Annotated in this window: 19 protein-coding genes and 1 pseudogene; 12 read left to right on the top strand and 8 right to left on the bottom strand. The window is 50.1% G+C overall.

The features are described 5' to 3' along the window. Positions 1-18 precede the first annotated feature (18 nt). The 4 genes and pseudogenes from N7E73_RS11615 to N7E73_RS11600 form a co-directional block, all read right to left on the bottom strand. Positions 19-348 (bottom strand): annotated as a pseudogene (locus N7E73_RS11615) (DUF6597 domain-containing transcriptional factor); the annotation flags it as partial. A gap of 229 nt (positions 349-577) precedes the next feature. Continuing rightward, on the bottom strand, positions 578-1,318 hold the full coding sequence (locus tag N7E73_RS11610; protein WP_432734915.1) for a hypothetical protein: 741 nt from the start codon (positions 1,316-1,318) through the stop codon (positions 578-580). 176 nt (positions 1,319-1,494) lie between these two features. Continuing rightward, positions 1,495-2,340: an aldo/keto reductase gene (locus N7E73_RS11605; RefSeq protein ID WP_432734914.1), complete on the bottom strand. Its 846-nt coding sequence runs from the start codon at positions 2,338-2,340 to the stop codon at positions 1,495-1,497. Further along, positions 2,340-2,678 carry an MGMT family protein gene (locus N7E73_RS11600; RefSeq protein WP_432734913.1) on the bottom strand — a complete coding sequence of 113 codons (339 nt, stop codon included), beginning with the start codon at positions 2,676-2,678 and terminating at the stop codon, positions 2,340-2,342. The genes N7E73_RS11605 and N7E73_RS11600 overlap by 1 nt, the downstream gene beginning before the upstream one ends. Before the next feature lie 191 nt (positions 2,679-2,869). Between N7E73_RS11600 and N7E73_RS11595 the strand changes: the two genes are divergently transcribed. The 5 genes from N7E73_RS11595 to N7E73_RS11575 all read left to right on the top strand — a co-directional run bounded on the left by N7E73_RS11595 (position 2,870) and on the right by N7E73_RS11575 (position 9,707). Beyond that, positions 2,870-4,015, top strand: a complete 1,146-nt coding sequence (locus N7E73_RS11595; protein ID WP_432734912.1) for a hypothetical protein — start codon at positions 2,870-2,872, stop codon at positions 4,013-4,015. A 97-nt stretch (positions 4,016-4,112) separates the two neighbouring features. After that, positions 4,113-4,928, top strand: coding sequence for a helix-turn-helix domain-containing protein (locus N7E73_RS11590; RefSeq protein WP_432734911.1), 816 nt, complete (start codon positions 4,113-4,115; stop codon positions 4,926-4,928). Positions 4,929-5,098: 170 nt separating this feature from the next. Next, positions 5,099-6,055: a DMT family transporter gene (locus tag N7E73_RS11585; protein ID WP_432734910.1), complete on the top strand. Its 957-nt coding sequence runs from the start codon at positions 5,099-5,101 to the stop codon at positions 6,053-6,055. A gap of 261 nt (positions 6,056-6,316) precedes the next feature. After that, on the top strand, positions 6,317-7,315 hold the full coding sequence (locus N7E73_RS11580) for a BMP family lipoprotein (RefSeq protein ID WP_432734909.1): 999 nt from the start codon (positions 6,317-6,319) through the stop codon (positions 7,313-7,315). A 28-nt stretch (positions 7,316-7,343) separates the two neighbouring features. Then, positions 7,344-9,707, top strand: a complete 2,364-nt coding sequence (locus N7E73_RS11575; RefSeq protein WP_432734908.1) for an ATP-binding protein — start codon at positions 7,344-7,346, stop codon at positions 9,705-9,707. A gap of 488 nt (positions 9,708-10,195) precedes the next feature. On the opposite strand, the gene N7E73_RS11570 is transcribed toward N7E73_RS11575, so the two are convergent. Beyond that, the gene (locus tag N7E73_RS11570; protein WP_432734907.1) at positions 10,196-10,528 is read right to left on the bottom strand and encodes a NirD/YgiW/YdeI family stress tolerance protein; all 333 of its coding nucleotides are present in this window, start codon (positions 10,526-10,528) and stop codon (positions 10,196-10,198) included. A gap of 594 nt (positions 10,529-11,122) precedes the next feature. Here N7E73_RS11570 and N7E73_RS11565 point away from each other — a divergent pair. Beyond that, positions 11,123-11,767, top strand: a complete 645-nt coding sequence (locus N7E73_RS11565) for an RluA family pseudouridine synthase (protein ID WP_432734906.1) — start codon at positions 11,123-11,125, stop codon at positions 11,765-11,767. 41 nt (positions 11,768-11,808) lie between these two features. Here the strand turns inward: N7E73_RS11565 and N7E73_RS11560 are convergent, their stop codons facing one another. The 3 genes from N7E73_RS11560 to N7E73_RS11550 form a co-directional block, all read right to left on the bottom strand. Next, positions 11,809-14,490: a PAS domain S-box protein gene (locus N7E73_RS11560; RefSeq protein ID WP_432734905.1), complete on the bottom strand. Its 2,682-nt coding sequence runs from the start codon at positions 14,488-14,490 to the stop codon at positions 11,809-11,811. Beyond that, positions 14,490-15,614 carry an autoinducer 2-binding periplasmic protein LuxP gene (locus N7E73_RS11555; protein WP_432734904.1) on the bottom strand — a complete coding sequence of 375 codons (1,125 nt, stop codon included), beginning with the start codon at positions 15,612-15,614 and terminating at the stop codon, positions 14,490-14,492. The genes N7E73_RS11560 and N7E73_RS11555 overlap by 1 nt, the downstream gene beginning before the upstream one ends. 138 nt (positions 15,615-15,752) lie before the next feature. After that, positions 15,753-16,391 (bottom strand): queuosine precursor transporter, encoded by a 639-nt coding sequence (locus tag N7E73_RS11550; RefSeq protein ID WP_432734903.1) that lies wholly within the window; start codon positions 16,389-16,391, stop codon positions 15,753-15,755. 296 nt (positions 16,392-16,687) lie between these two features. On the opposite strand from N7E73_RS11550, the gene queF reads away from it, so the two are divergent. The 6 genes from queF (at position 16,688) to N7E73_RS11520 (ending at position 21,192) form a co-directional block, all read left to right on the top strand. Beyond that, a complete protein-coding gene (queF, locus tag N7E73_RS11545) occupies positions 16,688-17,191 on the top strand; it encodes a preQ(1) synthase (RefSeq protein ID WP_432734902.1) in 504 nt (167 codons plus the stop codon). Between the two features lie 110 nt (positions 17,192-17,301). Beyond that, on the top strand, positions 17,302-17,631 hold the full coding sequence (locus N7E73_RS11540; RefSeq protein ID WP_432734901.1) for an ArsR/SmtB family transcription factor: 330 nt from the start codon (positions 17,302-17,304) through the stop codon (positions 17,629-17,631). An 84-nt stretch (positions 17,632-17,715) separates the two neighbouring features. Next, positions 17,716-18,813, top strand: coding sequence for a permease (locus N7E73_RS11535; protein WP_432734899.1), 1,098 nt, complete (start codon positions 17,716-17,718; stop codon positions 18,811-18,813). Between the two features lie 123 nt (positions 18,814-18,936). Then, positions 18,937-19,353 carry a putative zinc-binding protein gene (locus tag N7E73_RS11530; RefSeq protein WP_432734897.1) on the top strand — a complete coding sequence of 139 codons (417 nt, stop codon included), beginning with the start codon at positions 18,937-18,939 and terminating at the stop codon, positions 19,351-19,353. A gap of 139 nt (positions 19,354-19,492) precedes the next feature. Then, positions 19,493-20,728, top strand: coding sequence for a GGDEF domain-containing response regulator (locus N7E73_RS11525; protein ID WP_432734896.1), 1,236 nt, complete (start codon positions 19,493-19,495; stop codon positions 20,726-20,728). A 161-nt stretch (positions 20,729-20,889) separates the two neighbouring features. Next, positions 20,890-21,192 carry a late competence development ComFB family protein gene (locus tag N7E73_RS11520; RefSeq protein WP_432734894.1) on the top strand — a complete coding sequence of 101 codons (303 nt, stop codon included), beginning with the start codon at positions 20,890-20,892 and terminating at the stop codon, positions 21,190-21,192. The last annotated feature ends 160 nt before the right edge of the window (positions 21,193-21,352 follow it).

Genomic DNA, 21,352 nt, shown 5'->3' with positions numbered 1-21,352 from the left:
TGCCAGTGTATCAATCATTTCAAATGGCGATATTCTGCAGAAATACCTGAACATTCCTGTTTTAAATCTGATCGAAATAAATCCGGAATTTTCAGCGGGATAAAAAGTTGCCGTCCTTGAACGCAAACAAACCAGATGGCTTGATGGTAAAATTTCTTTCTGCCCGGCACCCAGCTCATAAGTAACAGGCTCACCATAATGAAAAAACAGCTCTTTCCCTGTCCCCGGCAGAAGCCGGGGGGAACCGCCTCCGGACAAAAACGACCCGGACCACTCCCAATACCGATCTACATAAGCCCGCAGTTCTTTTCTCGGGTAACACCATCTGTTGAATGATTTATCTTCCATAACATTGCGCTTGGATAAGAAGGAACTCCCTGACGGAGGGAAAGGATATCTGCACTCCGGTTGAAACAGTGAATCGCCGGTTTAGCAAATAACTGCAACCGGCCTACGGCATGCTTCTACGGAACAATCTAAACACATGCACTATTTTTTCATACTTCACACACATAAAAGGTTTCGCATACGGCATAAAATCCGACAGAGCGGAGCACTTTTCTGCAATCAGACACGGCTAGTTGCATCCAGCGCCGGGCCTGAACCGGAACAGCGTAAAAAACATAAGGAGAATACCGACAAGACCGAAAAGCCATTGCGGGCCCTCAACATACAGCATCACTCTGATGCCGCTTCCCCACAAAAATATTATAAATGAAGTCAGCGCCAGCAGCACCCACTGGCCGAGCCTGTTGTCGGGAAAGACTATTTCCTGCATGCGAGGAAGAATCCTGCTGTAAAAAGCCCACAAAGCCCAGCTCAGCAATGCAGTGCCAACGATAAAAAGCCACCAGTGGGACAACCCCGTGCCGCGGGCAAAAAGCCCGGTATCGCCATGCCCGGAGAACGGACGCATGTAAAGATAGGCGACCAGCTCCATCAGATGCGCGGTCATGAACCAGTAAAGCAACGGGTAAAGCTCATTGTGTCCGCGCAAACGGTCTCCGCTGAGAAAAGCAAGTCCGCATCCCACAAAGAGCGCATGCATGACCAAAGGGCTCACCCCGGTAATTGCGGCTGTCATTCCCTTACCCAAAACGAACAGCCGCTCATAATCAACCCCTTCATCCCAGCCGGTCATTGTCACGGGATTTCCCCAGACTATCCCTGACGGAGAATTCCCGGCCCCGATCAGCCAGCCCACAGTACTGTGCATAAACTCGTGAAGCAGTATGATAAGTGCCTGCATGAACATAAAAATGAATACAACCAGTAGGAGATAGAGACCGGCTCCGAGGATAAATTTACCTTTGAACACGCAACCTCCCCAGTATAAGTGAAACAGATTTCCTTCAGTATACCTCCTGACAGCCGTTGCGCAAAGGCGGAAAAACAGCCAGCCGTTCACAGCTCAAATAAAAAGGCCGCATCTGAGATACGGCCTTTGTTGATTCTTACGAATCTGGCGGCAAACCTGAACAGCCTGAGATCCGGTCAATACTCCTCATAATGGGCGGGATGCTGATCCTTGCGTCTCCCGTCCGCACGACCAAGGCCGGTTATGGCTTCCACTTCCTCTCTGGACAGCTCAAAATCGAAGATGGATAGATTCTCAAGCTGGCGTTCCGGAGAGGTCGCCTTGGGGATGGGAACTGCGCCTAGCTGCACATGCCAGCGCAGGATTACCTGCCCTACTGTTTTTCCATGCATGCGGGCAGCCTCCACAACAGGAGGTTCCTGCAGGGCGGCGTTGGCCCTGCCCAACGGACTCCATGACTGGGTGAGAATACCCTGCTGCGCATGCCACTCTCGCTGTTCCTGCTGCGGGAAATAGGGATGAAGTTCGATCTGATTTACCGAGGGGGCCACCCCGGTTTCATCAATCAACCGCTGAATATGTTCGGGCAGGAAATTGCTCAGCCCGATGGAACGGACCAGCCCGCGCCGACGGGCTTCAATCAGGGCCTGCCATGCCTCCACGTAAAGATCCTGACTTGGGTTGGGCCAGTGGATCAGATAAAAATCATAGTAATCAAGCCCGGCCCGGAACAGGGATTCCTCTATCGTGTAAAGGGCTTCGTTGTAACGATGACGCAATCCGGGAATCTTGGAAGTGATGAACAGCTCCTCACGGGCGATCCCGCAGCGGCGGACCGCCTCCCCCACAGCTCCTTCATTCTCGTATTTGAAAGCGGAATCAAGCAGCCGGTATCCGGCCTTGATGGCACTGACCATTGAATCCACCCCGGCGGAACCGTTGAGTTTATAAGTGCCGAATCCCAGAGCAGGTATAGATGTGCCGTCATTCAAGGATATGCTTGGAACGATAACTTCACTCATCACAAAACCTCCGCTTCTATTTCAGACAGATCAGAGCGTGCTGGCATCCATAAGCAGTTCTCAAGGTCAACACGATCGTCGACACCGAACACTATCCCTTCCCGTTCCAGCAGGGCTCGCTGTTCTTCGTAGCCATGCCCCCGTTCAAGGGAAACGGCCCCTTCACGGTTGAGTACCCGGTGCCATGGGAGCCCTTCCTTTTTCGAATAGACATGCAGCACCCTCACCACCTGCCGTGCAGCACACGGGTTGCCTGCAAGCGCTGCCACGCGCCCGTATGTAACGATCTTTCCACGGGGAATGCGCCGGAGCACCTCAATAACCCTTGCTGTAAACATCTGCTTCGCCATTTACGCAGCATACCACAGACGTTACCGGCCCTCAACGCATGAGTAACCGGAAAGGATTTGTCCCATTATAAAACCTGCGATAACAGCTACGGATAGCCACTCCAAAGGGTTCATACCGGCAACCATTCATGATATGATCCAGCGCAGCATCAACCGTAGGCACTACAGGCGGAGGCCACATGCTTGAATTTTTCAGAAGGGCAGTTGCCCTGCTTCTCATCTGTCTGGGCGGATACATGGTCATCTGGCCCGGAGGACGACTCATTATTGCTGAACCTTTCGACTTCCGTCCCGGATATGAAAAGAAGCTTGCAGCCGCATCCAGAAAAGGCATCGAAGAGACAACTCAGACGAGCCTGAGTTCAGCTCTGGTGGCGGAGGAGGAAGCAGGTACGCTGTCAGACTATATAGACTCCGAAACCAACGGCAGAAAGCTCATCGTCTCCGGCCCTGAATGGCACAGGCTGTCGCAGATAGTAAAGGAGCCTGATAAATATCCCGACCTTAAAAACCGTGAATACGGGTTCAGTAAAAAAAGTTACATATTTCATCCGCAGGAACCGCCCTTCGATCAGATAAGACCGGTCCCGACGGAATCCGTGTACATATCAGTCGGAAACGGGCAGAATTGGATCAGAGCACGTTCAGACCACGCCGGATACATTTACGCCCTGCCGGACAGGTTCCTTTACCCGTATTTCCACCACGGACTTGGTCTGATAGCCTGCGGTTTCCTGCTCTACTTCGTGCTTCCGCGGATGAAATTTGCAGAAGACGAGATACACTATCCGCGGGGTGCGACCGTGACCGTCCCCGACATGATGGGCCTTGTTCTGGTTCCGATATTTTTCCTTCTCCCCTTCCTGATTGTCTGGGGGATCGACTCCGGCACAAGCATATTAAGTGTATCCAAGGGTTGGATATGGCTGACCGGGGCAATGTGGCTTCTGGCCGCCGTCTGGATGATGCTGCTGATCACCGCATTCAGATTCAGTTCGCTGCGCTACAGGCTTACAAAGGAAGGCTTCCATGAACTCAGAGGCAACAGGGACATCCTGTTCAGGTGGGAGGACATAGAATACTGCCAGTATTACCGGACAACGCTGAGCTCGAAACTGTCCACGCTGCTGCTCATTTTCGGCACCACCCTACAGGCAGTAGGCATGGGATTGATGCTCCGCGGGCAGGAGGAACACGGAATCCGCATCCATGAACGCGGTGGACGCAAAATAAAAGTCATGGCCAATGCGCTGGATGAATTTAACGATATAGTAAGAGCCATGAAAGAACGGGGCATAAAGTGCAGGCCGCGAAAAAAGGATTGACGCTCACAGCAATATTTTACAAGACCGCATGCGCCTTCAAAGCTAATCTGTCAGGCAATAATCAGACAAACCACCTAGGCATATCCCGACGTAAAGCATGAGCAAAGGATCAATAAGATATATCCGTCCTCAGGAAATAGAGGGCCTTGAGATACAGGAAGTGATTGACTCCAACCACTCCTTCCCCAACCATACCCATGGATTCCATTCCGTAGGGGTCATGGATGCAGGCGGATGCTACTGCCGTCAGCCGGGGTCGGGAAGCTCATTTGTGAGCAGAGGAGAGATCGCCCTGTTCAATCCCGGACTGGTCCATTCCGGAGTAATCAAGGATTCCGAAACCCGCATCACCTACCGGGTCTTCAGCTTTGAAAATCCGCTTATAGAGAAAGCCCTGCGCGATCTGGCGGAAAAGGACAGACTGCCCGAATTCAATTCCGTCGTGATCAAGGACAACCTGACCACCGCAACCCTGACTCAGCTCAACGTGGTCGCATCAGGAAGAGCCAGCCGCCTTGCATTGGATACGGCCCTTGCGCGTGCAGCCGCAGCCCTGCTGACCCGGCACTGTGATACAACCTCCAAAGTACCCAGAACAGCGGAGCCGGCAGCAGTTAAACGAGTGCGTGAATACTTAAGCGAGAACCTTTCCGACAATGTCTCGCTTGAGGAACTGTCCGCCATAGCCGGACTTTCACGCTATCATCTGCTCAGGGTTTTCAGGGAAGCAACAGGGCTTCCACCCCACAGCTACCACCTCCAACTGCGCATAGAACACGCCAAAAAGCTGCTGCGCTCAGGGCTTCCGTTCGCTCAAACAGCTCTGCAGAGCGGTTTTTCCGACCAGAGCCATTTCAGCAACACCTTCCGCAAGTACACCGGAGCGACTCCCTCGCAGTACACTTGTATCTGATCAGGTACTCTTTTTCCGTGCCTTTTGAAAAGGACTCACGACTTTCAAGCCCACCTGAGACGAAAGACACTTATCTACCCCTCTATGGACAGAACCAGTGATGGGGACAGCAATATTCTCCAAGACGTGCAGAACGGATACAGCTAATCAGATTGCAGAGGAGAAATAATATGCACGAAAGCAAGACCAACTCAAATATAGTACCGGTAATGGCCATTCTGGGCGCGGTTCTGCTCTGGGGAAGCGCATTTGCGGCCATGAAACATCTGGTGGCAACCCTTAACCCCTGGGCGGTCATGTGGATGAGAACCGGCATTGCCACACTGGCTCTGGCCCCGTTCACTACAAGGCTTGCAGGCCCGGTCAGGAACGGAAAGGACCGCTTTGCCCTGGCCATAATGGCCCTGTTCATGCCCTGTCTGTATTTCCTGTTCGAATCCTACGCCCTCACCTACACATCAGCCACTCAGGCGGGATTGATATCCGCATCGCTGCCGCTGATGGTAGCTGTGGGAGCGGGGATCTTCTTCAAGGAAAAAACCACCCTCTGGGGATGGTCCGGACTGGCCCTGTCCATTGCAGGTGTTGCAGCGCTTACCATGAGCGGCGCTCCCACTGACAGTGCAAGCAACCCGGCTTTAGGTAATTCCCTTGAACTCATTGCCATGGCCTGTGCCGCCGGATACATGCTGCTGGTAAAAAGGCTGGCCGCCAACTACGGACCGTGGACCCTTACGGCGGTTCAGAACGCAGCAGGATGCATTTTCTTTCTGCCCGGGCTGTACCTGCTGGTGCGTGACGGACTGGGACAGGACCCGCTGAGCATCCTCATTGTTGCAGCCTACCTCGGAGTATTCGTCACTCTCGGCGCTTTCGGACTGTACAACGTGGGGATGAGCCGTCTTCCCGCAGGGAAGGCTTCGGCCTTCATCAATCTGGTCCCGGCCATCGCGGCCTTTTTCGGCTGGATCATACTCGGTGAAACCCTGACAGTCCTGCAGGGTATGGCTTCCATCCTGATCTTCGCCGGAGTAGGGCTGGCCCAGCGTGGCGAATTGATCCGGAAGGATCTGAGAGCAATCTCGTCCCTTGTAAAAAACTCCGGGAGAACGGAAACCGCCTCTTAATTCCGCCAGTTGATCCAAACTGCTGCTTCTGAAAAAAATCCCCGCTTCAACACCTGCGGGGATTTTTATTCACGTCACCGTTTATCTTCCGTCACTGCAGCTGCCCCGCAGACATCCGACATTACTTATATTCTAAACACAATTGTTGCCTGAAAGTTCCTTTAAAGATATGAAGATGATCTATTAAATATAAAATTGTCCGGTTCACCTGAGAACGCACCAAATCAGGATTCTGCATCAATCAAACGAAACGGGGTAGAGATGAAAGCAATTATCCTGTCATTGCTGATCACGTTCGCAACTGTCATCCCTTCATGGGCAAAACAGCCTGTTGTGGGATTTGTCACCGGGGCCTCAGGACTCGGAGACCTTTCTTTCAATGACATGAGTTACGGCGGGGTTCGCAAAGCCCAACAGGAGTTCAACTTCAAACTTATCATCCTTGAACCGGATAAAAGCGGCGAATCTACTGACAGGGAATTCGTTGAGCTTATCCGGCAGTGCGACATACTCCTGTTGATAGGTGCCCAGCATGCGAGACTTGTAGAAGAAAATGCGGGAAGATACCCCGAAAAGAAATTCATACTCATTGAAGTTCCCATTGAAGGTAAAGACAATGTTTCGTCCGTTGCCTTTGAGCAGGGAGAAGGCTCTTTTCTGGCCGGCGCACTGGCGGCGCTGATGAGCAAGACCGGCAAAATCGGTTTCATCGGCGGGACTCCGGTTCCTCCGGTCAGGAAATTCGAGACCGGATACGTAAGAGGTGCCAGATATGCAGTCCCGGATATTGAAATAAAAGTTGACTACGTGAGTCCGCTGGGTGATTTTTCGGGATTCAATCTACCCCAGAAGGGGCATGCTCTGGCCATGAACCAGTACCGGGATGGTGCCGACACCATCTTCACTGTCGCCGGATTAACCGGAAACGGAGTGATTGAGGCTGCCAGACGTACCGGAAAATTCGCCATCGGCGTCGATTCCGATCAGGACTCGCTGGCAAAGGGCTTCGTCCTGACCAGCATGATCAAGAAGCTGGATGTGGCCTGCTATGCAGAGCTGAAGGCCATCATGGAACAGCGTTTTTCCCCCGGCCCGTCATTTTTCGGCCTTAAAGAGAATGGAGTCGGCCTAAGCCGTATGCTCTACACCCGTCACCTGATTCCTGATGAAGTGCTGGAAAAAATATCTGAAGCAAGAGAGAAAATCATCCGTGGAGAAATCCGCATAGAACCAGAAGACACTGCAAAACAGCCAGAATAACGGAAGCAGGCGGTTCCGACAAACCCCAATGACAGACAGTTTACGGTTAAAAATTTCCATAGGCACCGGCCTGATCCTGCTGCTCTTCTTTTTTCTGCTGGGCTACTACATTATCGACTCCCAGCAGAAGCTTCTAAGAAACAACCTCTACGAGCACGGCAACAGGGTTGCTGCCCTTGCCGCCCGCTCCTGCGCCGAATATCTTCCCCGCTTCAGTTTTTTTCTGGCGGAGGATCTGGCCCTTTCCATTGAGCAATCACCGCAGGTGGCATTCTGTGAAGTCTATGACCGGGACGGGATCTCCCTGCTCCAGTCCGGCAATATTGTTTCCAAGACCCATACCCAGAAGAAAAGGCCCTCCTACGGCGACGACATCATGATCGTCTCCAGCCCCATTATCAGCGACAACGAGAATATCGGAAGAGTTGAAATCGGGCTCAAGATGGACAAAGCAAAAGACGAGATAAGAGAAAAGACCATAAGCCTGATCCTTATTTTCAGCACCTGCATGCTCTGCACAATCATCGCACTTGATGCATTTTTCCAGCGAATCATAATTTCTCCACTGCGCCTGCTGGCCAACAACACCCGCAGAATTGCCAGACGCGAATTTGTCACGGTTGACCTCGGCTCACGTATGGACGAACTGGGAATTCTGGCCCTGAATTTCAACCACATGAGCCGCAACCTGGAAAGCCTGTATAAAAACCTTGAAGTCAATGTTCAGGAGCGGACCTTTGAACTTGAAGCCGCCAACAGACAGCTGGTCAAGGCCATCGCCCGGTCTGAAGCCATGGCCGTGGAAGCGGCCAAGGGAACAGTGGCAAAATCCCAGTTTCTGGCAGCCATGAGCCACGAGATAAGGACCCCCATGAACGCGATTCTGGGAATGGCCGAAATCCTGGCCGACTCCAATCTGGATGAGGAACAGCGTCGCTTCGTGGGAATCCTTCAGGAATCAGGGGAAGCCCTTCTGCACCTGATCAATGAAATTCTGGACCTGAGCAAGATTGAAGCCGGGGAAATAGCTTTTGAAAACAAGAACATCGATCTGGATCGTGTCATCGGCAAGGCCTTCAAGGTAACGGCCATTGCCGGACACGGGAAAGGACTTGAGCTGGCCTACACCATCAGCAGAGATGTTCCTGTTCAGGTTATCGGCGATCCCTCCAGACTGCAGCAGATATTCGTGAACCTCATCGGCAACGCAATCAAGTTTACCGACCGGGGCTTTGTGGTGGTCGAAACAACCCTGAACAACTCAGCGCAGACGACCTCGCCCAATCAGCTTGCGATTCATTTTGCGGTCAAGGACAGCGGGATAGGGATTGACGAAGACAAGGTGGATTCGATTTTCGACCGCTTCACTCAGGCAGACTCTTCGACCACCCGCAAATACGGCGGAACCGGCCTCGGCCTGTCCATCTGCAAGTCGCTTTGCGAGGCTATGGGCGGAAGAATCTGGATTGACAGTAAAAAAGGGTTCGGTACAACCGTACATCTGGAAATACCCTTTGAAAGGGATCCCCGCGGGTCCGTGGGCAGGTCTCCCCTTAGAGACAGGTCCGTGCTCATTATTGACGATCACGACTATTCAAGACACGCTCTTGCCGGAAGGCTGGGGTCGCGCACGCGGAAAATAGACAAGGCCCAGAACTTTGAACTGGGTCGCAGCTTCATACTTGATAATCCCGGACAGCAGCCATCATACGACCTTTATCTCGTTCGGGACACTCTGCACGACTGGAGCTGGCAGCACACAGTAACCTCGCTCACTGACCTCGGAGTACCGGAGGAACGCATCGTCCTGCTTACCACCGTAGGGCACGATTACATCGACAATTTTTCAGGGTCTGTACAGATCTCTCCTCTGGACATGTTCAGTCTGGAGAAATCCGCTTCCGAAATGTTCGAGCGCATCAGCCTGCGGCAGAAGGGCTCCCGCAACTCCGGTCAAGTCTCGGCGGAGAATGCCCAGCAGAATGATTCTGGAAACATCGACACACGCGCCCTCAACATTCTTCTGGTTGAGGACAACAAGGCCAACTGCCTGCTTATCCAGCTGTTTTTCAAAGACCTTCCGCACAAGCTGACCATTGCCAACAATGGAGAGCAAGGGTACAGCCAGGCCCAGAGTGAGCATTTCGACATGATTTTTATGGACATTGAAATGCCGATAATGGACGGCTATGAATGCACCCGGAAAGTCAGGACATGGGAAGGCAATACGTCCACAAAACCCAGCATAATTGTAGCTCTGACCGCACACGCACTCACAGAAGCACGGGAAAAAATCATCGCTGCCGGCTGTGATTCATTCCTTACCAAACCCATCTCCAAAGAAAAGATCATCAACACAATCAACGAGCTGTTCCCGCTTGTCTGCGAGTAACCTGTGACACTTCTCCGTGTCTCGCAATTAATTGAATTACGCTTTCATCCCGGTAAAAACAGGAAATCCTGCTTCACGTTTCACCCATGTCTGCTTTAAGAAAGGCAAAAGCCTAAATCCTATCTGTTCCAGCCGTAGAGAATTACAACCCTGCCTGTGGCAACCTTATCAGAAAGTCTTCTGTACGCCTTACACTGGAGCAGAATAGAATCTACCAAGCTACTTTCGCCGGAGCGTATCCTTTTATTCGACTTCAACTGTATGTCAGAGAAGTTGCCCTGCTGACCATAAAGTCATGCGAAAAGACATGTGACAACCGGGAAATCTGACAGAAGAATCGGCTGGAAACAGAGAACTGTAGTTCCCAATCCATACAAAACAGAAAGGCCGCGTCATTGACGCGGCCTTGATACTGCTGACAATTCAGTTCAAGTAAGCCAAGTAGCGGCCTTTCTGAATGTGGAATAGATATTCCTGTGAGGTCCGTACTAGTTGAGGACGGATATTTTCTGGGCTTCGATTCCGGCGAAGACGAGGTCCTGCTCGACCCTGCCTTCAATCTCGATCTCAGCGGTGGTGTCAGCAGGGAGGGAACCTGCCTTAGGGCTGAGGTCGATGATGATTTCACCGGTCTTGTCCTGAAAAACGTATTTGTTGTCGTTGATCTTTCTGACGATGTGGCCTTTCACCACCGCCTTGGTGTCTGCACCGGAAACACGGGCTTCCGCTACAGTGGTTACATTTTTGGCCTTGAATTCGAGAGTTTCAGAGGTTGCTGCTGCGGCCACGATAACCAGAAGTAAAAGAAAAAGTACGCTCATTTTTTTCATCTCTTGTTACCTGTTCCACTTAGTGTGGAAGTAAAAATTAAAAACGATATTTATTAAAACTTATATTCTTCCTGACTAAATACTGAGAATCAGTTACTCGGTTTCTTTCGTTCAGAACCTTTCGTTGATTCGTTGATCAGTAAATACATCCCTCTGTTTGATTATGCAATCAAAAATAATCAGGCTTTGTGAAATTTTTTACAAAATATCTATTAACCACTCATTTTACTTAAAGATATTTTTTTCACAACCTGTTTTTGCCCATATGTATAACATTTTAAGAATCGTGTCACTACATACGCTCATTCAACACACCCCAATTTGACTTTATTTAAGCACAGGTTTCATACTACATAAGTATATAATACACACAAATTCGAGATCAGAAGCATAATCGCAAACAAAAGAAAGAATTAGACGGAATAAAAAAATATTATTCGTGTAGATACCATGATATATGGCTATAATTCTAACTGGTCGCCATAAAAGTTATTTCTTCCATTAAAGATTGATTTGATATATCAACACACTCCCATCACAAAGACTGATACTTAATTTTAACCTCCAAATATGTAATCAACTGTCATGAGCGATTCAGCACTTCTCAATATAGTTTATTCGGACACAAAAATAGTCGTAGTCAACAAACCCAGCGGGCTCCTGTCTGTACCGGGTAAGGGGCCTGAGAATCAGGATTGCGTTGTAACCAGAGTTCAGAAGATGTTTCCGGAATGCCGCAAATTTCCGACAGTGCACAGACTGGATATGGATACCTCCGGACTGCTGGTACTGGGACTGACCGCCCGGGCGGTTCGGGAACTTGTGGAGCAGTTTCAGACCAGACAGGTAAAAAAAAGGTACGAAGCCCTGCTTGAAGGAATTGTAAAGGAGGAACAAGGGGTCATTGAGATGGCTTTCAGGTTGGATCCCTATAACCGCCCGTATCAGGTTTTCGACCCGATTCACGGAAAACTGGGGATTACCCACTGGCGCAAGCTGGGAATAGAAAACGGCTGTACAAGGGTGGAGTTCACCCCTCTTACCGGAAGAACCCATCAGTTGAGGGTTCATGCTGCGCACCCTCAGGGATTGGGCTGCCCCATTGTGGGAGACAGACTGTACGGATCAGGAACAGGACCGGGGCAATTGAAGCTTCACGCAGGATTCCTGTGCTTCACTCACCCGAAAACAAAGGAAAGAATGGAATTCAAGATCCCCGCGCCTTTCTGAAAAACACTTTGGATGAAACCCGAATCAGACCGCCCAACTAATCAGGATTTACTTTTGATGGGAAACCAGATTTCATAGTAAGTTCCGTCTCCGAGGGAACTATCACAATTTATGCGCCCTTTCATTCCCTGTGTCACAAGGTTGTACACAAGGTGCATACCGAGTCCGGCGCTTCCGGAGCTTCTGGTTGTAGTGTAAAACGGTTCAAAAACCTTCATTAATTGTTCCTGCCCCATTCCGATACCGTCATCCGCATATGTGAGCAGCACACCGTTTCCACTGCGGCTGGCGGTAATAAGCATCTTCCCCCCGGTTCGGCCCGGAAAAGCATGAGTAAGGGAGTTGCTGACCAGATTGGTGATTATCTGCATGAGCGAACCTGGCGAGATGTAGACTTCCAGACCTTTAGGGCACTCAAACCGCAGCTCGTGATTCAGTTCCTTGACCTTGGACTTAAGGGATAAGATAATACCCTGTATATATTCATTAAGATTGATCTGCCTTACATCATCTGAAGACTGGTCTACAGCCAGCTGCTTGAAGTTGCTGATCAGCCGGGCGGACCGCTCAAGGTTTTTCACTATGTTTTCTATCGCTTCACCGCCGGTACTCAAACATTTTTCAAGCTCCGATCTTTTCATTGTACCTGCTTCAAAATTCAGCCTCAGATTATGCACCATTTCCTTTAGATAAGACGCACTCGTTACGCTTATGCCGAGCGGAGTGTTGATCTCGTGGGCAACCCCGGCCACGAGTTCTCCGAGGGAGGCCATCTTTTCAGTTTCAACCAACTTATCCTGGGTCTGCCGCAACTCGTCCATGGACTTCAACAGGGCCAGGTTTGCATTTTCCAGCTCGGTTGTGCGCATGGAAACCCGTTCCACAAGCTCAGTGTTGAGGGATTGCAGTTCCTGCTCAACCTCCTTGATCCGGGTAATATCCATTGATATTGTCAAAATTGCCGGGGTGTTGCTTTCAGTGGACAAATAAGGAACGCGCGTTGTCTCCACCCAGTGGATGTTTCTGGCTTCATCAAGATAACTTTCCTCTGTCAGCAGTTTTTCATTGCGCTTGAGAACGCGGCGATCATCCTCAAGAGTCCGGGCGACCTCGACCGGATCACGGATTACATCGGAAAGATATCTTCCTGAAATATCATCCACTTCAAGCCCCATACGTTCCGCCTTGGCACGATTGCACAGCAGAAACTTGCCATCTATGTCGTTGGCATAAATTTCCTGCGGCAGCAGATCTACAACCTGCCTGAGGCGCGCCTCACTTTCGCGGGCTTTCTTCATGGCCTCCCGGCCCTCGGTAACATCCTGTCCCTGAAGCAGAATGAAGCTTGGACCTTCACTTTTTTCCATTTGCACGGGTGAGAAAGTCCAGACAAAAAACTTACTGCCGCCATCCGGCGATAAAACCGGGACCTCTATAACCGGGGCGACTTCCCCGCTTGCTGCAAGCTTAAGGTTATATTTAAGCTTGTTCTCATAGCCGACCGAGAAAATATCAGAAAGGGTCAGCCCTGACTTGTTTGCAACCGATGACACGACCAGCTTTTCTGCGGCCGGATTCATATCCAGAATTCTACCTTCAAGATCGCAATTGATAATCGGAGCTTTGGCGGACGAAAACAGACGGGAGATATACGTGCTGTTCTCATCGAGCTTAGCGACCATGCTTTCAAGCATATTTCCCAGTTGATTGAATTCAGTAACCCTGCCGGTTTCAAAACCGAATTCGCGATCTCCTGATGATACACCCTGAGCATACTCGGTCAGCTTCTTCATGGAGAAGAGAATCCGTTTTTGCAGAGCCCAGGCGGTAAGAATAGCCAGTAGTGCGGCAAAAGTTAAAAGTATAGCCAGGTTCTGCATGTAATTTTTCTTCAACGACTGAAAAGCCGGATTCATGCGGGAAAAAGTAAACAGGAGGGGACTGTCAGCCTGATCAGAAAGCAACTGGATAGTGGAGAAGATCAGGTCTCCGTCTATCATAAACTGACCGGGATCGGCACCTACCGACCAGTCTATCAGTCTTTTCATATCCTGACCGGAAGGATTGGCAGTGGAAATAATCAAGCGCTGGCGGCTGATCAGCGCCGCATTGATTGAGGAGGAAACTTTTTTCAACTGGTCAATGAAAGACACGTTTGAATTGAGGTCGATTCCGCCGTAGAGGACTCCCGTGACCTCTCCTGTTTTATCGTTGAAAATGGGCACGGCGCAAATCAGCATGGTCCGTATGTTATTAAGGGCCCGGAAAGAGAGATACCCCCACGCAGGTGAATTGCTCATCGTATTCTTGAACTTGCTGCGCAACTGCACGATAGGCAGTTCGATTATACCGGCCTCGATCCAGTTACGACCATCTCGGTAGACAGTCAGGACATCCAGAAGATACCCTTGTCTTGAACTCATGAAATCATAAAGTTTCTGATCAATATAATCGGCATTATCCGTCTCAACGGCACTGCGAAACTCCGTAGAGACGGTCATTTCAATCAGATCATCCTTTATGTCTTCAAGAATGTTGTCCAATGCAAGATCGACAATGCTTTCAGCTTTCTCAATATCAATCGCGAGTTCGTTTTCAAGGGTACTCTTGGACAGATAAAACGACCACGAAAAGATAAATATTCCCATGACCATTACCAGGGCAAGCATGGGTATCAGCAGTTGGGCCGTCAGCCCGTACGATCTTACGGGGCGCTTTTGCATCAATTCTCCGTGGACCTTCCAGAGTATCTGAAACTTTCACTCTGCAGGAAATCAAGACGGACCGGATCTATCCCCTTCTCCACCAATTCGAAACGCCCGGAATACACACGGGGCAAGACATTCCTCCTGCCCAGCAGATCAAGAACAATACCATCAGCCATGGCCACACCGTTGTCATCGTTGATACGCATCACCGTTACATCCATCTCGCCCTTCCTGATGGCTTCAAGCTCAGGTGAACCGCCTCCCCAGCCGTTGACCATTATCTTTCCCAGCATTCCGGTCTCCCGCAACCCTTCAATTGCCCCAAGAGCTATGTCGGTGGAACAGGCATATATGAACTTTACATCCGGATGCTTACCGACAATTTCAATTGTGGCCTTCCGGGCCTTTTCCTTGTCTATCCCGGTGCGGAAAACGGAAACCACCTCCATCGCGGTATTTTTGGCCATCCAGTCAACAAATCGTTTTCCCCTCTCTGTGCTGAGATAGCCGGGATCGGGCAGCAGAACCCCGTATTTTCCGCGCCCCCCGGTTGCACGCGCAAAATACTCTGCCAGCATCTCGGCCCCGGTGGCGTGATCAAAACCGATGTACATCATCGGCTGCTTTCCATCCCAGGACCTGAGCGGGGTGGTGATGTTCTGCAGGATTATTTCAGGCTTTGACATGATCAGTACCGGCTCGATGATACGCTGATGCCTCATGGCGTCCAAAGTGAATATCAAGTAGTCCGGATTTGTTTCCAATGCACGGCGGAAAATCTCGCTCTGACGGTTAAGCGGGGCTGTAGGCTTTATAAAAAACTTATGGACTTTGGGTTTGATTCCATACAATTCCAGCCTTTTAAGAAAAGAAACATAACTTCTGCGCCAGTAATCGGAAATCTGGTCTCCGGGATAAACTATGGCTATCACCGCATCCAGCTTATCCTTCAGGGGTGCTACGGAATTGCGTTTTACCTGCCGGCTGAAAGACTCAAGCTTGACCTTTTCCTCCGGATAGGCGGCAAAAAAATCATCGGTGGAATAATATCCGTCTGCGGCTGCTGGCAGGGCGGCTATACTCAAAAAAAGGAGAGCCACGCCAACTGACATTATCTTGTATGCACGGATTTTATTCATATGAACCCCATAAAATATGATGCTTTGATACAGTATACCAGACTTGTCTATAAATGTAAGGGGTAGGAAGAGCTTTAAAAGACTAAAAAAGGCATCCCGGAGGATGCCTTAAACGTGTGCAGCTTGGAATATGGTCAATTACGTGGCAGGAACAAATCCTACCCGCTGCCGGAGAATCGAAACTCCCAGATAGACAAAAGGAGTGTCAATCAGGGCTATAGCCACTTTTACGACCCACTGGCCGAAAACAATATCGGTTACAGGCATGACACCATAAAAGGCAATACATACAAATATTGCGGAATCAATCAGCTGCGAGACGACTGTTGACACATTGTTCCTTAGCCAGAGATGGGTTCCGCCTGTCAGTCTGCGCAACAGATGAAACAGCCAGACATCATGGGTCTGGCTGACCAGATAGGCCACAAGCGAAGCCAGAACTATTCGCGGAGTGTTGGACAGTACAGCGGCAAAGGCTTCCTGACCGTTCCAGAACGGAGCAGGAGTCCAGTGCAGGGCCGCCCATGAAAGGACTATCGCGGTAAGCAGTGTAAGAAACCCGCAATGAATTACCTCATTGGCGCGTTCCCTGCCCCAGATCTCACTTATTATGTCAGAGACAATAAATGTCACTGAGTAGGCAAGCACGCCGGCAGGGGCATAAAACCCGAAAATACTGATAATCTTGGAGGCCAGTACGGCAGCGATGACCAAAGACCCTATGAACAGGCTGGTCAGAAGAGTGAACGCCTTGCGTTCAAAAGTTGAGGAGAACATTCGATTCCCTTGTGTTGAAAGTTAGTGTTGTGAGACAGAATCAACCCGGTCGGGCAAAAGGGAGAAAGTCCCGCGCCTGTGAAGTCCTGTTTCGATGCATTTGTCAGGCCCACTGCCTTGCCAGCATTTGCAGGGGAAGTCAAAATATACCTATGCGAAAACAAATCCCGATTTTGAAGACATCCACACGGTTTTCTTTTATTCTGCAAACTGCTATCTGCCCGCAGGAACTTAAGTGAAATTAATTCGCGCAAACCGCCATCTGGCAGTAAGTGCATAAAAATATGGAGAAAACAATGAAAACTACTAAAAGTCAGGACAAGACCGACCAGCTCGTATCTCTCGGCAAAGCCGGATCAACGGAATACAACTACAACTCTCCCTCCCCGGAAATACTCGAAACATTCCCCAACAACTTTCCGGGCCGCCCCTATATCATCAGCATAGAATTCCCGGAATATACTTCCCTCTGCCCGGTCACAGGCCAGCCCGACTTCGCCACCATCATTGTGGAATACATCCCCGATGCACTCTGTGTTGAGTCGAAGAGCTTCAAACTCTACATGGGTGCTTATCGCAACCACCAGTCCTTCATGGAGACAATCACCAACAACATTCTTGACCACTTTGTCGGAGCTCTCTCACCCCTGTGGATGCGCGTGAAAGGGATATTCTCTCCCCGTGGCGGAACCAGCCTGCATGTTTTTGCAGAGCACTACAAAGAAGAAAGCCCACTGTATCCGCAGGTACGGGAAGCTGTTCGCGACTGGAAAATGGAATCTGGGCGCCACAAGGCCTAGACTTTAGCTTCCGACAGTATGCCGGGGTTCAACTGAAAATGTACCCCGGCATCTTGACAAGAAACGATTAATTTTTATATTTTGCCAAACAGGAAAATTAAGGAGCATCCATGACTGTGAACCTGGAAGCAAAAGCAAAGGTCTTCAAGGCACTGGGGCACCCAAGCAGACTGGCAATAGTTGAAGCCCTCAGTGAAGGGGAACTTTGCGTATGTGACATTGTCCCAGTTGTCGGGCGCGACATTTCAACAGTGTCCAAGCACCTTTCCCTGCTTAAAGAAGCAGGGGTCCTCCAGGACAGCAAACGGGGAACCAACGTTTATTACAGCCTAGTGATGGATTGCGTACCCGGTTTTCTCAACTGCCTGGAAAAATTCTTCGGCAGACGCTTTGCTGCACAGGCCGAGGCCTATGCCAAGGATTCTCTGAAAAGATTGTAGTCACCAACCAGAGCAGTCGAAGACTGCTTTTTATTCGAATCTAAACTTTCGTATTTGGCAAAATAACCACAAAAGGAGTACGTAATGGAAGAGCTGAATTTCAAACCCTGCGCCTGCACGGCAAAGGCTGAACCGGAGCAGATTTCCATAGCCCCCGAGCTTCCCATTTCCGGCAAGAAACTATGGCTGGCAATGGGAGCTGCACTTATCTGCTGGTACGCAATTTATTCCCAGTTGCTCGGTTTTTCAAAATTCGCTGCCTTTGACCTGATGGGCCTTACCCCTGGAAGCCATCTTGGCGAAGCAATCCAGTTCTTTATCTACGACACCCCGAAGGTTCTGATGCTGCTGGTTCTGGCTGTATTCGGAATCGGGGTTATCCGGTCCTATGTTACTGTGGAATGGACACGCAAGGTACTCGCCGGGCGCAGGGAATCTGCAGGAAACGTGCTGGCAGCCCTGCTTGGAGTTGTGACCCCATTCTGCTCCTGCTCGGCTGTGCCGCTCTTCATCGGCTTTGTGGCTGGAGGAGTGCCCCTCGGAGTAACATTTTCCTTCCTTATCTCAGCCCCCATGGTCAATGAAGTTGCCCTGATCATGCTCTACGGGCTCATGGGCTGGAAGGTCGCCGCACTGTATTTCATTACCGGCATAACCATAGCCGTTGTTGCAGGCTGGGTAATAGGCCGGCTCAAAATGGAGAAGCACGTCGAAAGCTGGGTGAAGCTGGCAAATGCCGGAAACGGTGGTCCTGCATCAGGGATGACCGTTGAAGGACGTATCAAGTTCGGGCTGGATTCGGTACGTGACATCGTCGGGAAGGTCTGGCTGTATGTTGTTATGGGTATCGCTGCCGGTGCGGCCATTCACGGATATGTTCCCCAGGACATGATGGCATCCATCATGGGCAGGGAAGCATGGTGGGCTGTTCCTGCTTCGGTTCTGCTCGGAATCCCCATGTACACCAATGCCGCCGGGGTTATCCCCATCGTGGACGCACTGCTTGGAAAGGGAGCTGCACTCGGAACGGTTCTGGCGTTCATGATGAGTGTCATCGCCCTGTCCTTCCCGGAAATGGTAATCCTGCGCAAAGTTCTCAAGCCCAGACTCATCGCAGTATTTGTCGGTGTGGTAGCCTGCGGAATTCTCATTGTCGGTTACATTTTCAATATGATCATCTAGCCATTCCAGATTATTATCTGATAAGCCCGCGCAAAATCAGTTGCGCGGGCTTTTTTATGAAATTGTTTATTTCAACGACAGGACTGTGCTATTATGATCCAATACCCCTTGGAGGTTGTAAATATGGATGAAAAGTTTGAAACTGGTTTTCTTGTTGTAAGCTGTTCCGGGGGCTCCGGTTCGGGGCAGGCTGCAAATGATCTTGCCCGGGAACTGGACAGAAGCGGATTCGCCCGCATGGTCTGCCTGGCCGGGATAGGCGCCGGACTTGAAGAGTGCATAGCCGAAGCCAGCAATGTTCGAGACCTGATAGTTATAGACGGATGCGAAAAGGCCTGTTCCCAGAAACTGCTCGAAAAAGCCGGAATCAAGCCCCTGCACACCTTCTGTCTTACCAAGATGGGTGTTTCCTGCCCTGTTTCACAGGTAGACCCTGAACTGCTCGACAGGCTGCGCAAAAAAATCAAACTGCTGTTCGGACAGAACAGGGCTGACGGGAAATATGCAGTATGCGGTTGTGACTCATGCCCGCGAGAGTAAGTTGCTCTCTCTATCAATTAATAATAGAAAAACAGAAGTAAACTGATAGTAGACAGGGCCTGTATACGTTGCCCCGTCCTGCTGCACACAGATATATATCCGACCATGTGTTACACCTATTATCCCAGGGAACAGACTGGTGGAAAAAGTTCTGATCATTGATTCAAGCAGAGTAACTGCTTCATTTATTGCCAAAACACTGCAAAGAACAGGTTTCATCTGCGATATGGCCTACAACTATGAGCAGGCCGAATCGCTGATTGCCATCAATAAGTACTTCGCAGGATTGAGCAGCATTTTCCTTGACGGAGTGGAACCTGGTCGGGGAATCGACCTGTTGCTGGAAAACGACATCCCCGCCATCGCCGTGACTTCGACCCTTGATGAAAGCATTCTCACAGAAATATCAAAGAAAAACATAGTTGATTATGTACTGAAAAAGCGCGAGCACGCCGAATACATCGAACGGATCGTCTGCAGGATTTACAAGAACCGGGGATTGAAGGTCATGGTGGTTGATGACTCCAGCTCGGTCCGCAACTGGATTTCATCCATTCTCAAAAGACAGGGACTGGAAGTCCTTGCCGCAGCCGACGGACGAGAAGCAAGCAGGCTGTTCAACAGAAATCCCGATATAAAACTTGTCCTGACCGACTATACCATGCCGGAAATGGACGGACTCCAGCTGACTGCTCATCTGCGCACGATCATGCCCATGGACGAACTGGCGATCATCGTCCTTTCCTCCGACTCAAAATCGCGCACTGCCCCGCTTTTCATCAAAACCGGTGCCAATGACTTCATCCACAAAAGCGCAAGCTTCGAAGAAATTCTCTGTCGCGTAAACTCCAACCTGGAAACACTTGAGCTTATTCAGGAATCAAGAGACAGGGCCAACAAGGATTTTCTTACCGGCATATGGAACAGGCGCTACTTTTTTGAATATGCCGAACCGCTGTACAGGCGTTATGCAGAAGGCGGCCTTCCCTTATGCCTTGCTCTGATGGACATAGACTTCTTCAAAAAAGTAAACGACACCTACGGCCATGACGCTGGGGACAGAGTATTGAAGGAATTTGCCGCCATGCTCACTGAACATGTCGGCAGCAAAGGCCTTGCTGCACGATTCGGAGGAGAGGAATTTACGGTTATTCTTGATGCGGTCAAGGAGGACGAACTGATTCCTTTCCTCGATGAATTCCGCAGGAAAATTGAAATGCACTCACTGGATTACAACGGCCGGACAATCCGGTTCACGATATCAATCGGCTGTACCGGAATAAAGGGCAGCGCCCTTTCAGGTATGATCAGCCGTGCGGACAGCATGCTTTATGAAGCTAAAGAATCCGGACGCAACCGGGTTGTATGCGAATAGACTGCTTTCAGATACTGCCAGTTGCAAGGCTCCTGATAATAATCAGGGGCCTTCTTTTTTGAGGCCAATACTTGAATTGACTTTGAATGAACGAATCAATGGTATATAGTAAATGCAGGAATAAAGTTTGCCGCAAACGACAACACTTAAGGGAGGCCGACATGCTCAACATGGATGAATTCTTCAAGAACGGTGACATAATAAATCTCGCTGAAGAGGCTGTATACCTCGAACTGAAGGCCTTTATCGACAAAAAGGAAGTGGAATTCTGCCAGTGCGACAAATGCCTTTGCGATATAGCATGCGTTGTCCTCAACAACATTCCCAGCATGTACACGTCCAGCATTGCGGACAGGACATACCCTTCCCAGGAATTCAAGGCTGGATTTACTCAGCTGAGGGATGCTGCGGCAGCCGAAATTCCCAAAGCCATCGGAAGGGTAAAAGACCGGCTCCACCACTAGGTAAAAGTCGGAACCGCAACATTAATAATTTACTTTTTTTCACAATAATAATTGGCTAGTATGTCAATTATTTCACATTGAACTCCAAGGAAAACAGGGGCGGCTGCTTTCGCGGAACAGCTGTGCCCGCAGAAAACAACATCAAGCGAACAGAGATGAC

Source organism: Maridesulfovibrio sp. FT414, from assembly GCF_050916235.1.
Taxonomy (GTDB): domain Bacteria; phylum Desulfobacterota; class Desulfovibrionia; order Desulfovibrionales; family Desulfovibrionaceae; genus Maridesulfovibrio.
The sequence above is the reverse complement of the archived record's forward strand: the minus strand, read 5'-3'. Positions and strand labels throughout refer to the sequence as shown.

Bases quoted from the DNA above. Each gene is read 5' to 3' on its own strand.
- N7E73_RS11605 (WP_432734914.1), bottom strand. From the start codon at position 2,340: ATGAGTGAAGTTATCGTTCCAAGCATATCCTTGAATGACGGCACATCT.
- N7E73_RS11600 (WP_432734913.1), bottom strand. From the start codon at position 2,678: ATGTTTACAGCAAGGGTTATTGAGGTGCTCCGGCGCATTCCCCGTGGA.
- N7E73_RS11595 (WP_432734912.1), top strand. From the start codon at position 2,870: ATGCTTGAATTTTTCAGAAGGGCAGTTGCCCTGCTTCTCATCTGTCTG.
- N7E73_RS11590 (WP_432734911.1), top strand. From the start codon at position 4,113: ATGAGCAAAGGATCAATAAGATATATCCGTCCTCAGGAAATAGAGGGC.
- N7E73_RS11585 (WP_432734910.1), top strand. From the start codon at position 5,099: ATGCACGAAAGCAAGACCAACTCAAATATAGTACCGGTAATGGCCATT.
- N7E73_RS11580 (WP_432734909.1), top strand. From the start codon at position 6,317: ATGAAAGCAATTATCCTGTCATTGCTGATCACGTTCGCAACTGTCATC.
- N7E73_RS11575 (WP_432734908.1), top strand. From the start codon at position 7,344: ATGACAGACAGTTTACGGTTAAAAATTTCCATAGGCACCGGCCTGATC.
- N7E73_RS11570 (WP_432734907.1), bottom strand. From the start codon at position 10,528: ATGAGCGTACTTTTTCTTTTACTTCTGGTTATCGTGGCCGCAGCAGCA.
- N7E73_RS11565 (WP_432734906.1), top strand. From the start codon at position 11,123: ATGAGCGATTCAGCACTTCTCAATATAGTTTATTCGGACACAAAAATA.
- N7E73_RS11560 (WP_432734905.1), bottom strand. From the start codon at position 14,490: ATGCAAAAGCGCCCCGTAAGATCGTACGGGCTGACGGCCCAACTGCTG.
- N7E73_RS11555 (WP_432734904.1), bottom strand. From the start codon at position 15,614: ATGAATAAAATCCGTGCATACAAGATAATGTCAGTTGGCGTGGCTCTC.
- N7E73_RS11550 (WP_432734903.1), bottom strand. From the start codon at position 16,391: ATGTTCTCCTCAACTTTTGAACGCAAGGCGTTCACTCTTCTGACCAGC.
- queF (WP_432734902.1), top strand. From the start codon at position 16,688: ATGAAAACTACTAAAAGTCAGGACAAGACCGACCAGCTCGTATCTCTC.
- N7E73_RS11540 (WP_432734901.1), top strand. From the start codon at position 17,302: ATGACTGTGAACCTGGAAGCAAAAGCAAAGGTCTTCAAGGCACTGGGG.
- N7E73_RS11535 (WP_432734899.1), top strand. From the start codon at position 17,716: ATGGAAGAGCTGAATTTCAAACCCTGCGCCTGCACGGCAAAGGCTGAA.
- N7E73_RS11530 (WP_432734897.1), top strand. From the start codon at position 18,937: ATGGATGAAAAGTTTGAAACTGGTTTTCTTGTTGTAAGCTGTTCCGGG.
- N7E73_RS11520 (WP_432734894.1), top strand. From the start codon at position 20,890: ATGCTCAACATGGATGAATTCTTCAAGAACGGTGACATAATAAATCTC.